Source organism: Acinetobacter sp. 742879, from assembly GCF_000588535.1.
In the GTDB taxonomy this organism is placed as follows: domain Bacteria; phylum Pseudomonadota; class Gammaproteobacteria; order Pseudomonadales; family Moraxellaceae; genus Acinetobacter; species Acinetobacter pittii.
Window position 1 is genome coordinate 89,312 of record NZ_JFYC01000008.1, and the last position, 14,084, is coordinate 103,395.

The following is a 14,084-nucleotide window of genomic DNA, read 5'->3' on the forward strand; positions in this document are numbered from 1 at the left end:
GAGGTAAAGATTATGCTTTCTCATCTCAGCCATAACTATATGCTTGGTGTTGGAGTTTTAATCTTTGCCTTTATTTTCTTTTATATGCCGATGGTTTACGCATTTATCACAATACGTAAGCAACAGCGTAAACAAAATAAGTTGTAGGGAGTAGAGACCAAAGGCCCAAAATTTGGTCATGCATCAATAAAACTTAATTTTGTTTACACATTAAAAGCGTATAGTAGGGACATCTTCGTTTAAGAGATGTCAAATATAGATATATACAACGAAGAGAGAACAAAAATGTCTATCCTTAGTTGGGACGATTTTGAAGATGATTCGCAAAAACCGACTACACCTGAACACAAGTCTACGCCCGTCCAATCGGAAAAAGCGTCAGATTCGCAGAATGTATCTACTGCGCAGCCATCATCGCCGAGCGTGGCAGCTCCACAATCCGCTGGAACCCATTCCGTGCGACCAACAGTTGCCTCCGATACAGTGGCTAGAGCCGCTCAAGCCTTAGAACACTTAGACGTTGCCCCTGGCCTTGAAGAGCTAGAAATGGGTGCTCAACGTGTTCAAGTTGACGACAAAGCCATGATTAACTGTCGTGCGGACTTGAACCAACTTGTTCCATTTAAATATGAATGGGCTTGGCAGAAATATCTTGACGGGTGTGCAAACCACTGGATGCCTCAAGAAGTGAACATGAACCATGACATCGCGCTTTGGAAGTCTGAAAATGGCTTGACCGAAGATGAGCGTACTATTGTTATGCGTTCTTTAGGTTTCTTCTCGACTGCGGACTCTTTGGTTGCAAACAACTTGGTATTGGCGATTTACCGTCACATTACTAACCCTGAATGCCGTCAGTACATCTTGCGTCAAGCGTTTGAAGAAGCAATTCACACTCACGCTTACCAATACTGTATCGAATCTTTAGGTATGGATGAAGGCGAAGTCTTCAACATGTACCGTGAAGTTCCATCTGTTGCACGTAAAGCAGCTTGGGGCTTGAAATATACTCAATCTTTAACTGACCCTAATTTCCACACAGGTACGCCTGAAAACGACCAACGCTTACTTCGTAACTTGATCGCATTCTACTGTGTTCTTGAAGGGATCTTCTTCTACTGTGGCTTTACTCAAATTTTGAGTATGGGTCGTCGTAACAAGATGAACGGTGTTGCTGAGCAATTCCAATACATCTTGCGTGATGAATCTATGCACTTGAACTTTGGTATCGATATGATTAACCAAATCAAGATTGAGAACCCTCACCTTTGGACTGCTGAGTTCCAACAAGAAGTGGTTCAAATGATTGTTGAAGGTACGATGCTTGAAATCGAATATGCACGTGACACAATGCCACGCGGCGTATTGGGTATGAACGCAAGCATGATGGAAGAATATTTGAAATTCATCTGTAACCGCCGTTTATCTCAGTTAGGTTTACCAGAGCAATTTGCTGGTGTAACGAATCCATTTGCGTGGATGTCTGAGATGATGGACTTACGTAAAGAGAAGAACTTCTTCGAAACTCGCGTAACTGACTACCAAACTGGTGGTGCGTTAAGCTGGTAAGTTTAAGGATCTACTAAATAAAAAACCGCTATCTATAGCGGTTTTTTTATTACTCAAAATGTCATAATTTCTTAAATATAATCAATCTTTACCCGAGTACAAAACTGAACCAACTAAAACCGCTTGTCCTGCAATGCTGACATGTAATATTGAATCTGTTTTCTCAACTGTTACTAGAACTCGCCCCGGTTTTTCTATTGCGAGACCTTGATATCCCCAATAACTTACTTTCTGGTCACATTCGATTAAATCATAGTGAACAAGGTATGCTCCTGCTGGACCATTTGCATTACCAGTTACAGGATCTTCATTAATACCGATTGCAGGTGCGAACATTCGACCATAGGTAATAGGTTCTTGCTTACTACCTTCCAAGACAAATGGAAAAAAACCATTGCAACCTATTTCAGCGCTAATATCTTTCAATTTTTCATTATTCGGAGTTAATCCATCAAGCGTACTTCTGCTCAGCATGGGCACCATCACCTTGGAATGCCCCGTCGTGACAACTTGTATTGGCAAGTCCGCAAAATCACTTTCACTCACACCCAGTGCGCTTGCAAGTTCACTCCGTTGACTCGCATTAAAAGATGGTAAAAACTCTACGCGACCTTGAGTCATTTTCACCAATAACTCTTCTGGACTTCCAAATATTGAAACGGGTAAATGACCAGCCCCCGTTTTTGCGATTAATGGATAGTCCGATTGGTGGCCTGTAGTTGCTCGTAAAAAATGAGTAGCGATCGTCGCATGTCCACAGATCGGGACTTCATTTGTTGGCGTAAAATATCGAACATGTATGTCATGGCTTTGATCTTTTGGTGACAAAACAAAGGCAGTTTCTGAATACCCTGCGAATGCAGCAATATCTTGCATCTCTTGAGTTGTAAGATGGTCAGTATCTAGCACAACCCCTGCTCGATTTCCTGTATTTGGTTTGGTGGTAAATGCATCAACTACATAAATGGTCGTCATGGCAGAACTCCTCTGTTGTTAACATTGGGATCTCAGAAATAGCCCCTGCCATAACCAAAAAATCTTATTTAATTGCAGCAATACATGTCGCAGTTCTAAAAGGTTTATAGTCGCTTCATATAATGAGTTTTGAGTCTTCGTAGTGATTGTTTGAATTGTATAAATCTAAACACTGGGGATACTATAGTTTTTATTGCAAACGCATTTTCTAAATATGGAAAGGTATGAACTGGGACGATACTAAAATTTTGTTAGCTATTGGGCGGACTGGCGGGTTGAGCCGCAGTGCAAAATTGCTTGGTATCAGTGTTTCTACCGTACATCGCAGAGCCGCTGAACTGGAGAAAAGTCTCAATGCGATTCTTTTTTCTCGAGACAGTGATGGCTATACACTCACCAATGTTGGAAAACATTTTTTTTCTTTGGCTGAAAAAGCAGAAGAGCATTTAATAGCGATGGAGCGTTACAACGATCAAGGACTACAATCACTGTTCCGTATTGCTTTACCTGAGTTAATCGGGCAGCAGTTGCTCCAATCAAAGCTAACGGCATTACAACTGAAGCATCCAGATTTACAATTAGAGATATCAACGAGTGTCGTTCCTGTTGATTTTTCCCGACGGGAAGCTGACATTATTCTTCGACTTGTTCGTCCAGAAAGCGGGCGTTACATTATTCGACGCCTTGGCCAACTAGAGTATGGTCTTTATTGTAGTCAGGATTATCTCGCCAGTTTCACAGGGCATGCTGAAACGTCTGATGATTTATTGAATCATCGTATAATCGGTTGGGACCGAAGCCTTCAATATACGTTCTTAGCACAATGGATGCGTGAACTCACCCAAGATGCAACCCCTGCCTTGTCTTTTGATAACATGCACTCGCAACTACGAGCAGTCATTGAAGGACAAGGAGTTACAGCCCTACCTTGTTTTGTTGCAAAGGCTTCGGGTTTAGTACCCATACTACCTGAGCAAACTTTAAAACAAGATGTGTGGTTAATGCGTCATTTAGACACTAAGGATAGTGACTATTCAACGTTGATTAGTGAAACAATTGAAAAAGAACTACAAGAATATCTGTTGTGATAAGCATTATCTTTTATTCTAATTTTGAATTTAAAAAAGAAATTTTAAGTTAAACCGAGTTATGTCTCGCTCAAGTTGTACAGAGTGATTTGTAGTTAAAATGATTGGCGTGAACTATCAAATCTGCTCATAAAAAATCCGACTTGTGTCAAAATCGGATTTTTGCTTTTTTTTGTAGTAGATAAAAATTATTAATACTCTGATTTTAAAAATCTTTTAAGTGTGGTTGTAGATAACGCCCATTATGTTAAATAGGCTTAAAAAATAAGAAGTCTGCTTTAAGCTAAATTTAGGTTGTTTACAGGTATAATATATATACAAAACGAATATAACTAGATAAATTCGTTAAAGATTAAATTGTTTGAGACTTTTATGAGATCACATATACAAATTTTAAATACGGATCAAATTAATAAATATAATTACAAATTCAGTTTATCTACTTTAGAAAGTGGATTAAAGCAAACTTGGGGCATAGGAACACCAAGTTTTATTAGCCATGATTACCATAGACCTTATGCATGGTGTAAAACTTTAGGTTTATGGGTAATGCCTCATCAAGCTGCATTGATAGGAAAGATGTTGATTCCAAATAAGCAAGAGGAAAGGGAGCTTGTAAATAATCTATGTCTTGATTTTATTAGTAGAAAAATACAAGATGTTCCAGAAAATGAAAAAGCAGATTTATTATCAAAAATTAATAAAGATTTTATATCTGAAGATGCAATTGTAGTACAAAGGGAATGTATATCTATTTTAGATAAAAATATTGCTAAGAAAATGTTTCCTGAAATTTTCTTAGGTAATGAAACAGATAAGCATTCTTTGATTTCACTTAAAGAACTAAATCCAATCGCACCTGGGGTATTTGAACATAAAGGTGTAGCAGTATTTGCACATAGGTTTTTTAGAAGATCACTTTCACAATTTAATAATTTAAATAGCCCATTTTTAGAAAAAATTCAGAATTTAATATCTAAAGATGAACTTGATTTAAAAATTGCAATTGATCCACATTCACTAGGTTTGATTGAAAGTTATAAAAGCCCAATCGAATTAGATTTTTGGTGGGGACCAAAATTTAATAATAATTTAAATGATATACCTTTAGGTGTTTCATTACATAAATCAAATGAGAAAGAGGAGTTTTTCTCAGGTGTTTCTAGGACAGAGTTCTGGTGGCATCGTCAAGATGGAATTCAATCTTTAGAATGTGAGGAAGTAAGAGCGAAGCCATCTTATGGGTTTTCTAATGAAAGGAGTGAAGAACTTTACGGCTGTAGATATGTACATTCAATGATCAATAAGGAAGGAAAAGCATATCATTTGGATGGTGCTGTGAGAGTATATAATGAAGAACAATTTATTAATCGTCTTGATGTCGATATTACGAAGGCAGGTAAAAATACTGAATATTATAAGGTATGGAGAATTGATGGACCAATTGATATTTCTCTATGGAAAAGTTTAATTTCAGATTTTTATAAAGATAACCATTTAATTGGGGAATATTTTTTAGGTGAAAAAAGAGAAATCCAAGAAATCCAAGAAATCCAAGAAATCCAAGAAATCCAAGAAATCCAAGAAATCCAAGAAATCCAAGAAGAAAATATTCTAAGCTACTTACAACAGGATTTTACTGAAGAAGATGGCATACAAGCTTATCTTTCTTATCATGAACTCATTGAAAAAGAAGTAGCAGAAAATGAAGATATCTTTGTTTGCCCTGTTGAGTTTTTAAATTATAGTGACGGGCGTTTGAGATTTATAGATTTTTATGCTTTAGACTTTTTGAAGATATTAAGATCATCTACAAATTTTAAATTAAAACTACCTCAAGACACAAAATATCTTGCTTTTGAAGACTATAATATTAATTTGCCATTAGTAATTTGTAAAAATGGTAATCATGTAGAAAATGCAAGCAAAATCTTCAATAGTGTAAAAATATTTATAAATAGTTTAAATAATATTGAAAATAGAATTGTTACTTTAGCTATTGGAATAGAATATGAGGAGGTTTTAGCTAAATTTTCTCTAATATTTAAACCAAAATCCTTCTTACAGTATATACAGAATAACGAAATAACTTTCCCAAATTGTTTTGATGATATTGGTGAGTGGATAGAAGAGTTTCAAAACTTATTAAGCATTACTTTTAAAGATACAAAAACAAGTTTTAGTGACAGTGGATATCTTTCCGATATAGGCCAGTTTACAGTAAATAGAGAGTATTTGCCTGCTGATATGATAGTTTTGGAGAAAGAGTTTTCTTTGAGAATACATGAATCTAACGTAGAAATTATCAATTTAGTTCAAAGTGGAAAAATGATTGCTGCACCAGTGTTTCTAATAGATGAGGTAGAATGTGAAAGTTGTGAGAGCAACTATCTAACTTGCGAGTGTAATTTAATTATGACGCTTAAAAAAATGAATTCTTATGAGCCTGTTAGTATGTTTTGGAGTAGAAAAAATACTTTTATTGACTAGGATGTATTGAGATTTAAAATAAGTTGATTTCGCTTTTACAAGAATTAAGTACATAGTGGAAAAATATTTTTCCGCTATGTACTTAATTTTTATTAATTTAATTCATTCTAAAACATAGTTCATAAGTTTTTATATATCTATATTTTTTAAATTAAATAACGGGGACTAAAAATATGATTCTAATTTTTTATATTCTTAATATTTCCTAAAATCAACATAGTATGCCTTATATGAAATTTAATTTTATCTGATATAAATCAAAAACTTACTTTAAAAAAAAGCCCAACTCATAGTGCTTGGGCTTTTTTAATGATTTGTCACCTTTCAGGATTACTTATTGATCAACTCTCCACAATTTCATGTAATCTCTCTTAGCTCTAAAGCTGGTAAATATCTAATCTAAATCCTTCATATGTCATAAGAGTTACTAAACTTTTGAATTACTGACATAGAAAATGACAACTTATGTGTCACATGACAAACAGAAACCATGGCTTATGTCTGCTAGCTCAAATCCAAATAACCAAATACAGCCTTTTCAACTCGCTGCTGTAAATGGTCTAAATCACTTTCCCCTGCTATGCCTGCTGCGTTAATCATTCCTTTGCTTAAAGCAATTACATCTTGTGCGGCTGTCTGTGCATGTGAAATACCTGAGCGTATAAACAGATCAGAAATTATGGTTTCAAGTTCATGTTGAAGCTCATTTTCCTCAGTGTCTTTACCAATGATTTCAGAAGCAAACTCTAGTGTTCGTGCCAACTGTGGACGGCTCAATTGATGTCGTACAGCAGCCTGTATAATGAGTTTTAGTTTTTCTTTTAAGTGTGCCGCATCACTTTGTTGTATAGCTTCAACGATATGATTTGATAACTTGGCACGTTCACGTCGAATTAACTCGACAATTAAAGCATCTTTAGATGGAAAGTATTGATATAGGCTACCAATGCTTACCCCAGCAAGTTCAGCCACGGCATTTGTGTTAAATCCAGCAAAGCCTAAAGACTCCAGAATGCGAGCAGCCGCCTCTAAAATAGCTTCAAATGTAGCCACTGAGCGTGCTTGACGCGGGCGTTTACGTGGGTCTGGGAGGGTTTCTGACATGGGCCGAAATGCGAGTATTTAATGTGAGTAATCACTCATATACTGACTAAGTCATGTTGATATGACAAGTAAATGCTGTCTTTTCAGTTGAGCTTCAACTTGGCCCAGTCATGGAGTGGTTATGTCTAGAACCTATACTTTTTTTATTCATTTAAGAGCCTTGCCTGCTTGGTTGGCTCTAGCTCGTGAAAAGCGGGCTGAGTTTAGTACACAGAAGCTTGAACCTATTTTGGGGAAGTACCCGACTGTAAAAGTTCGATGGTATGACGTTGAAGCATTTAGCACTAAGGCCAGTGATATTGCTGTGTTTGAGACGACATCTCTGCAAGATTATTATTTTGTGATTGATGCGATTCGAGACTCTGAGTTTTGTACAGTACCCTACTTTGAGTTTGTAGAGATTATTCCTGCAATTGAAGATGGGTATGTGGAGTATGAAAGTTCTTTATAGAAGTTGCGAATAATTTTTTACTTTTAGTAGTCAGAAGATAATTAACAGTCAATCTAAATTTTTCAATAATTTTTATAAAATTTAATTAGGCTTAAGCTATTAATTAAACCATTTTCTTAAGCCTTTTAAATTTATTATATTAAATATCAATGTTTCACAATAAAACATTTAATATTATCTGATATTTCTAATCCTTTTATAACTTCATCTTCATCTCTTATATAACCAAGGTCATAAATTAGAAAATAAATAAATTCGTATCCGCTACTATAAGCAACTATATCGGCATTCATTTCATCAATTATTTCTGCTAACTTTCCTGATCGATTACAGATTTTAACCTCTAAAACCATACTGTGGTTTTTGAAAACAAAATCTGGTATAGATTCTTTCCCTGCTACTTTAACTCGTCCAGTCTCTCGATCATAATCAATACCTTTCTGCTTTCCTTTACCAATTAATAAGCTTTCAATTCCATTCTGAATAGTTTTTTCATTTTGTGGAGTATCATAAATAGCTTTTCGAAGATTTGCTTTTAAAAAATTAAGAATATTATCTGCTTCAACTTCATCCAAACCACCAGTAGTTTCAACAAATGCTTTCAAAATTAAAAGATTAGTATAGACTTCATCAAAATATATTCTTTGTTCAATCGTAACTGTATCAAAAGCTGAAGGAACTTTTTCTAAGTTATACATATCTACGGGGGCTCTAATATTAATTACCTCCTGAGCTTTTGCTAATATCTCATTATATTTACGCATAAAAGTTTTAAAACTCGAATGCAACCAGACATCATCTACCTTTGATTTTCTTGAAGCATCCATTGCTTTTTGTAAAGCTATACATTGATCACGTATCTCTTTCAACTTAATTTCTTTCACTAATTTTCAGTCCTTTAACATAGCTATCATAGGGATGTTATAGCTATTCTAGGGTAAATATTAATATTTTTTAAATATAGATCCTTTTGATATTACAAATTTTTTATCTGAATACCACATTTTATATATTTTATTAAATTACCAAAAAAGAGAGTAGAAATTAAAATTAAAAAGTGGTAAAAAAATCATTAACATAAATTTAAAAAAGTAACACAGAAAATTACAAATACTTTCCACCCTTTTCTGTGTATGGGAGTTTCTAAATGGCTTTCGATGCCTCACCCTCTTGGAGTGGTTTCAATTATCAAGGCAAAGTAGCTCTCTACTATGCTTTAAAATGTATTAATTCGGAATCAGTTGAGAAAGATTTTTCTAACTATAATTTAATGCTTGAAGATAATGAAGATTTTGAAATTGTCATTGATAATAAGCCTATCTCTTTTCACCAAGTAAAAGCATATAATGAATCTAGTTACAGCAAATATTCTGATGCACTTTTAGAAATAACTTTAGAACTTTCAAAGAATTTAAATGTAGTAGGAAAAATTCACACATGGAAAGAAATAAATTATAAATCAGACTGTTATGACTTAAAGTCATCAATTAAAAGTGATATAGAAAGTATTCTAGAAGAATTCAAACTATCAACTGAAGCAACTTCAACTATCCATAAAGCAGCATCTGCTGTGAAAGGTTGTTCTAAAACAACTTTAATTATTAGAAATGCTTTTAAAAAAAAATCAGCTGAAGAAATAGCCCATTTTTTAGAAAGTATTTTGACTGAACAAAATGATGCTTTATCTAGAATTTCTGCATATAAATATGATGATGAAAATTTATTTTGTGATCTTAATACAATTAATGAAAAGATTAAAACACAGCTATCTTTAGCCCTTAAAAATAGAAGTATCCCTATAACTGAAAGCCAATTAGATAGAGCTTTTTTTCACTTTTTAGGCATGATGGATAAATATATTATTTATCGCCATGAACATAAAAAAAGTCTAATAAAGGCTCCAATAGAATTCACAAATATAATTAATATTCTTAATATAGATCACGAAAATATAAGTAAAGAATATATAGCTTACAAGTTTAAAGAACGTTTTTTCTTTTATATTGATCATTATATGGAAGACCCAGATGAAGAATATCAGTCACCTGAACCGGGATTCCCTTGTAACTTACAAGAAATACGTAAAATCCTATTAAGCCTTACACCTTATGAGCTTTGGGAGCATTACCGCCATTTTTCTCCACAAATTAATCTACAAAATAATAATATTGATGATGCTTTTGAGACTAATTCTGAGGGGATTCGTTACATGCTTATACGAATTTTCCATGAAATTGATTTTAATTTAGCAATTCACAAACCAATCAAATATAAATTACTTTACCGCAATACTACTCCGCCTTACCAATATTATTTACCAACGACTATTACTAATTCTTTTCGCAGAATTACACAAATTGAGAGACAAATTAGTTTAAATCCAAGCATTATTGAAATTTTGTATGAAGTTGAGAATCTTATTTACCATGGAAGTATCATACATCCTATTTCAGCAATAGCATCAAGGCATACTGAAGCTCCAGTTTCTCAAGATTTAGACCATAGATCTAAGCGAAATGAACCCTTAAATATCATCCATCTTATTCCTTTAACCGATGCCAAGGACCAATTGCTTAAATGATTAAAATTATTAATAATATTCTTTCAAATAATGGATATGAGTTAGTCGACATACAATTACCAGATGATAGACATAATATTTTTCTTTTTTGTCCTCGAACTGACCATGCAAAAGAAGAATATTTCGTTACTATTCAACTAAATAATGAATCGGATGAGCTTGCAAAAGAGTTATTAGAAAATTCAGCTGAGGAGTTGTTTGAAATTATAAGAAACTCTGGAAAAGTTGAGTCATATTTCATAAAAAATTGTACTTTATTTATTTGTCACGATGAGACTCGTATAAAAAGAGAAACAATATTCACTCTAGAAGAGGATCCATACAATTTCAAAAAAAATGTAATTACTTATTTTCCTTCTGAATTAAGTGATTTAAAAAATTATTTAGAAAAAAATAATATCACTGAAATTTCAAATCTAACTATTAGTGAAATTATTAATAGTCAGAACGGACAACTTTTTTTGAATTTTAAAAAGAATCACAATAATATCCAAAATTATTATTCTCTTATTTTAAAAATAGCTCTAAAACTACCATTTATTACCTATATCCCTCAGAAGAAAGAATTAATAAATTTGTGTTTGGAGATTGAAAAATCTCTTGAAGGCAAAGAATCTGTACTTTTTAAAAACTTAATGGAACCTGAAATAGATTGGAATAACAATAATATTTATCAAAATATTGAGAAAATATGGGGGAACTTAATATGATTCAGCTAAAAAAAATTACATTCAAGAACTTTAAAATTTTTGGAAATGATCCTTATACAATAAATTTAGACCATAACAACCTTATTCTTTTAGATGGGCCAAATGGCTATGGTAAAACATCGGTATTTGATGCTATTGAATTAAGTCTTACTGGAAATATTTCTCGTTTAATTTCTGTTGAGAATAGACAAGTTCCTACAGATGTCGTAGTCGCTCATAAAGGGAACGAAAATGTTGAGATTACAATTGAACTAATGGATCAAAATTATCAAATAAAAACTTTTCAAAGGAAGCTCAAAAGTAATCCACCTAAAGCCTTAAAAAAAATATCTAAGTTTGCAGAATTATGGGAATTATATGAAATAATAGATGGAAAATTAATTGAATCTTCTCAAAATAAATTAGATGAGTACTTAGGTAGTCAGGATCTTGCAAGAGATTTTTTACTTTTTCACTACGTCCAGCAAGAAGAAACCTCGCAATTTCTTAAGACTAAAAATGAAGTAAAAAGAGCTGAAGAATTAGCACAACTTTTTGGTAATACATTAGAAGCTGATGAAAAACTAGATAAATTAAAAGATATTCAAAATAAGATAAGCACTGAAAAAAGTAAAATAGAAACACAAATAAATAATATCAATGAGCTATATAAGATTAATGATTTCAATTTGACATCAGAAAAATCTGAACAACATTTCTTTCTTTTCCCATGGCTTACTGAAATTGATAAAACCCCTTTTTGGGATATGGCTTCTATTAAGGATTTCAGCCAAGAAAAGCTCAATAACTCTTTAGAAGAAATTTCTCATATAAAAAATCTTATTAAATATCAAGATTTTTTTATCAAAAACCGTAGTTTTGAAAGTGTTACTCAACAGCGCGAACAGCTCAAACTTTATCTTGGATATTACCAATTTATTGATCAATATGATTTTTATATCAATGAAGAGAAAAATTACCAGTTTATTAAAAATACTTATAATATATTAAATAATAATGATTATAAATCAATACAAACAATAACCAATCTTGAAAGTATTTATGAATTACTAGGTTTAAAAAACTATTCTTCCTTTCAAGATTCACTTCAAATTCTTATTAATCAAGAAGCAAAAAATCATGGTCTAAGTTCTATTTATACTGAAGTTCTTCAATATCACAATGAAATGTCTTCAAAGCTACAAAATTTACCGAATGAATCATCTTGTTTACTATGTGGTCACGATCATCAAAATCATGATGCCTTAGCAAATGCTATAGCTCAACACAAACTTGTAATTGAATTAGAACTAACTGATAAAGATAAATTTTTATCCCAATTAAGAGAAGAATTTAACAATATTCATCTTTTACCTCTTATACATGCATGTAAAGATTTTTTAGGAAAAAATATAGTTATTTCTAATGAAGACTTACAATCTCTATCTAAAGCACTAAATTATAAAGATTTCCTTGATAGAATAAATGGATGGTTAGAGAACCAGAAATTTGAATATCAAGATTTAATAGCTAAAGTTTTTCCGAAACAGAATGATATTTATAATTTAGATGAAGCAGCTAATCAATTAATTTTACGTATTTTATCTGCAGTAGGAAATCCTCCGGAAGGATATTCAGAATCTAATGGTTCTGATATATTTAATCGGATTTATCGAGATTACTTCAATAATACCTCCCAAAATTTAAATTTAATAAATTCTAATCTACTTGACCATAAAGAGAACTATATCCATAACTTATATTTTAATTCTCTAACAGAAGTTAATGAAAAGATTAAAACACTAAAGAATCAACTTAATTATATGAATATAGCCCTTCAGGATATTAACAGTTTAATTATAACTATACGAAAGAAAATTAGATTATATAGACAAAAATTAATAACTGAAATTGAAATACCTTTTTATATTTATTCAGGAAAGATATTACAAACTCATCAAGCAGGTTTAGGGTATGGTGTATTTATTAAAGATCCAGCAATCAAAGATCCAACGAGTGAAGATGAACTCAAAAACATACGTCTAGTTTCTAATTGGGAAAGCGATCATGATATATTGAATACAATGAGCTCTGGACAAATATCAGCTGTAGTAATTTCTTTAACTTTAGCATTACATCGAGTTTACTCTACAAAATTTTCTACAATTCTCATCGATGATCCAGTACAAACAATGGATGATGTAAACATGTCCTCACTAGTTGAAGTTTTACGTAATGATTTCTGTAAGAAACAAATTATTTTATCTACTCATGAAAATAAAGTAGCAAGATACTTTTCTTATAAGTTTTTAAAATATAATAAAAGTGTTAAATCAGTAAATTTAATGGAAAGAACTGAATATATTTTAAACAATAATTATGTATATTAAGCTTAAAACTTATAAAGTTCTTATTTTAAGGGGATGATAGCGATGTATCATTCCCTTAAAATTAATATTTAAACGTGAATAATAAAGAATTAGACTTAATACAAGATTTTTAAACAAAAAACTCTCAATCCCTTATCCTCCCCCAAAACCTCTCCAACACCACATCCCGTTCATCCAAACTGTTAGAACTCAAAACCTGTAGCATCAATCCATCAATTAGGTTTAAAACCATGTTGGCATCGGGATTAAATGCATTGGTCTCCAAACTAAAGACTAAATCAAAAAGCTCTCGAAGTAGCCATTTTCGATATTCAACTGCCATGCGGTAAGCCGTTGGATAAAGCTGTTTTATTTCAAATATGGCTTTAAACAAAAGGTGGTAAAGGCTATTTACATCGACATGTAAGCGGACAATTTCTTTAAGTTTATCGACTGCGGTTGAGTAGCGGTGTGAATAGACAATTGCCAGCACTTCTTCTTTGAGGCGGCTTTTTTGAAAGCTTATGCAGGTTTCAACGAGCTTTGCTTTCGAGTGAAAGTAATTATAAAGCGTAGCTTTGGGAATTTTAGTTTCTTTGGCAATCAGGTCTACGCCCGTGTTGTGAAATCCATAGAGATTAAATAGATCTATTGCACTATGAATAACTTTTAATTTTTTTGAAGCTGTTTCTAAAGTTGGCATAGTTTTACCATTATAAAAATAAGTTGTTATGTCTGGCTAAGATAAAAAGCCTGTGCCCTTTCTGG

12 protein-coding genes are annotated in these 14,084 nt (G+C 32.5%); 8 read left to right on the forward strand and 4 right to left on the reverse strand.

The annotated features are described in order from the left end of the window. Positions 1-12: 12 nt before the first annotated feature. The gene (locus J690_RS23885) at positions 13-147 is read left to right on the forward strand and encodes a hypothetical protein (protein ID WP_002120013.1); all 135 of its coding nucleotides are present in this window, start codon (positions 13-15) and stop codon (positions 145-147) included. Positions 148-285: 138 nt separating this feature from the next. Then, positions 286-1,569: a ribonucleotide-diphosphate reductase subunit beta gene (locus tag J690_RS15630; RefSeq protein WP_005075203.1), complete on the forward strand. Its 1,284-nt coding sequence runs from the start codon at positions 286-288 to the stop codon at positions 1,567-1,569. 81 nt (positions 1,570-1,650) lie between these two features. Here the strand turns inward: J690_RS15630 and J690_RS15635 are convergent, their stop codons facing one another. Further along, complete coding sequence (locus J690_RS15635; RefSeq protein WP_032036817.1) at positions 1,651-2,544, reverse strand: PhzF family isomerase; 894 nt, start codon at positions 2,542-2,544, stop codon at positions 1,651-1,653. A 224-nt stretch (positions 2,545-2,768) separates the two neighbouring features. Here J690_RS15635 and J690_RS15640 point away from each other — a divergent pair, with 224 nt between their 5' ends. After that, positions 2,769-3,632, forward strand: coding sequence for a LysR family transcriptional regulator (locus J690_RS15640; protein ID WP_032036818.1), 864 nt, complete (start codon positions 2,769-2,771; stop codon positions 3,630-3,632). A gap of 372 nt (positions 3,633-4,004) precedes the next feature. Then, a complete protein-coding gene (locus J690_RS15645) occupies positions 4,005-6,122 on the forward strand; it encodes a hypothetical protein (RefSeq protein ID WP_032036820.1) in 2,118 nt (705 codons plus the stop codon). A 504-nt stretch (positions 6,123-6,626) separates the two neighbouring features. Here the strand turns inward: J690_RS15645 and J690_RS15650 are convergent. Continuing rightward, entirely contained in the window at positions 6,627-7,226 is a 600-nt protein-coding gene (locus J690_RS15650; protein ID WP_032036821.1) for a TetR/AcrR family transcriptional regulator, read from the reverse strand. Between the two features lie 121 nt (positions 7,227-7,347). Between J690_RS15650 and J690_RS15655 the strand changes: the two genes are divergently transcribed. Further along, positions 7,348-7,677, forward strand: coding sequence for a darcynin family protein (locus J690_RS15655; protein ID WP_032036823.1), 330 nt, complete (start codon positions 7,348-7,350; stop codon positions 7,675-7,677). Between the two features lie 146 nt (positions 7,678-7,823). Here the strand turns inward: J690_RS15655 and J690_RS15660 are convergent, their stop codons facing one another. Next, positions 7,824-8,561: a PD-(D/E)XK nuclease domain-containing protein gene (locus J690_RS15660; protein WP_032036824.1), complete on the reverse strand. Its 738-nt coding sequence runs from the start codon at positions 8,559-8,561 to the stop codon at positions 7,824-7,826. Positions 8,562-8,824: 263 nt separating this feature from the next. Here J690_RS15660 and J690_RS15665 point away from each other — a divergent pair, with 263 nt between their 5' ends. The 3 genes from J690_RS15665 to J690_RS15675 are packed head-to-tail and all read left to right on the forward strand — an operon-like array spanning position 8,825 to position 13,337. Beyond that, a complete protein-coding gene (locus J690_RS15665) occupies positions 8,825-10,258 on the forward strand; it encodes an ABC-three component system protein (RefSeq protein WP_032036825.1) in 1,434 nt (477 codons plus the stop codon). Beyond that, entirely contained in the window at positions 10,255-10,968 is a 714-nt protein-coding gene (locus J690_RS15670) for an ABC-three component system middle component 1 (protein WP_032036827.1), read from the forward strand. Before J690_RS15665 ends, J690_RS15670 begins: the two co-directional genes overlap by 4 nt. After that, positions 10,965-13,337 (forward strand): AAA family ATPase, encoded by a 2,373-nt coding sequence (locus J690_RS15675; protein WP_032036829.1) that lies wholly within the window; start codon positions 10,965-10,967, stop codon positions 13,335-13,337. The genes J690_RS15670 and J690_RS15675 overlap by 4 nt, the downstream gene beginning before the upstream one ends. A 124-nt stretch (positions 13,338-13,461) precedes the next feature. Here J690_RS15675 and J690_RS15680 read toward each other — a convergent pair whose 3' ends face one another. Beyond that, the gene (locus J690_RS15680; protein WP_032036830.1) at positions 13,462-14,019 is read right to left on the reverse strand and encodes a TetR/AcrR family transcriptional regulator; all 558 of its coding nucleotides are present in this window, start codon (positions 14,017-14,019) and stop codon (positions 13,462-13,464) included. Positions 14,020-14,084: the final 65 nt, after the last annotated feature.

Excerpts from the sequence above, each read along its gene's own strand:
- J690_RS15680 (WP_032036830.1), bottom strand. The coding sequence starts at position 14,019 with ATGCCAACTTTAGAAACAGCTTCAAAAAAATTAAAAGTTATTCATAGT.
- J690_RS23885 (WP_002120013.1), top strand. The coding sequence starts at position 13 with ATGCTTTCTCATCTCAGCCATAACTATATGCTTGGTGTTGGAGTTTTA.
- J690_RS15675 (WP_032036829.1), top strand. The coding sequence starts at position 10,965 with ATGATTCAGCTAAAAAAAATTACATTCAAGAACTTTAAAATTTTTGGA.
- J690_RS15640 (WP_032036818.1), top strand. The coding sequence starts at position 2,769 with ATGAACTGGGACGATACTAAAATTTTGTTAGCTATTGGGCGGACTGGC.
- J690_RS15670 (WP_032036827.1), top strand. The coding sequence starts at position 10,255 with ATGATTAAAATTATTAATAATATTCTTTCAAATAATGGATATGAGTTA.
- J690_RS15655 (WP_032036823.1), top strand. The coding sequence starts at position 7,348 with ATGTCTAGAACCTATACTTTTTTTATTCATTTAAGAGCCTTGCCTGCT.
- J690_RS15635 (WP_032036817.1), bottom strand. The coding sequence starts at position 2,544 with ATGACGACCATTTATGTAGTTGATGCATTTACCACCAAACCAAATACA.
- J690_RS15665 (WP_032036825.1), top strand. The coding sequence starts at position 8,825 with ATGGCTTTCGATGCCTCACCCTCTTGGAGTGGTTTCAATTATCAAGGC.
- J690_RS15650 (WP_032036821.1), bottom strand. The coding sequence starts at position 7,226 with ATGTCAGAAACCCTCCCAGACCCACGTAAACGCCCGCGTCAAGCACGC.
- J690_RS15645 (WP_032036820.1), top strand. The coding sequence starts at position 4,005 with ATGAGATCACATATACAAATTTTAAATACGGATCAAATTAATAAATAT.
- J690_RS15630 (WP_005075203.1), top strand. The coding sequence starts at position 286 with ATGTCTATCCTTAGTTGGGACGATTTTGAAGATGATTCGCAAAAACCG.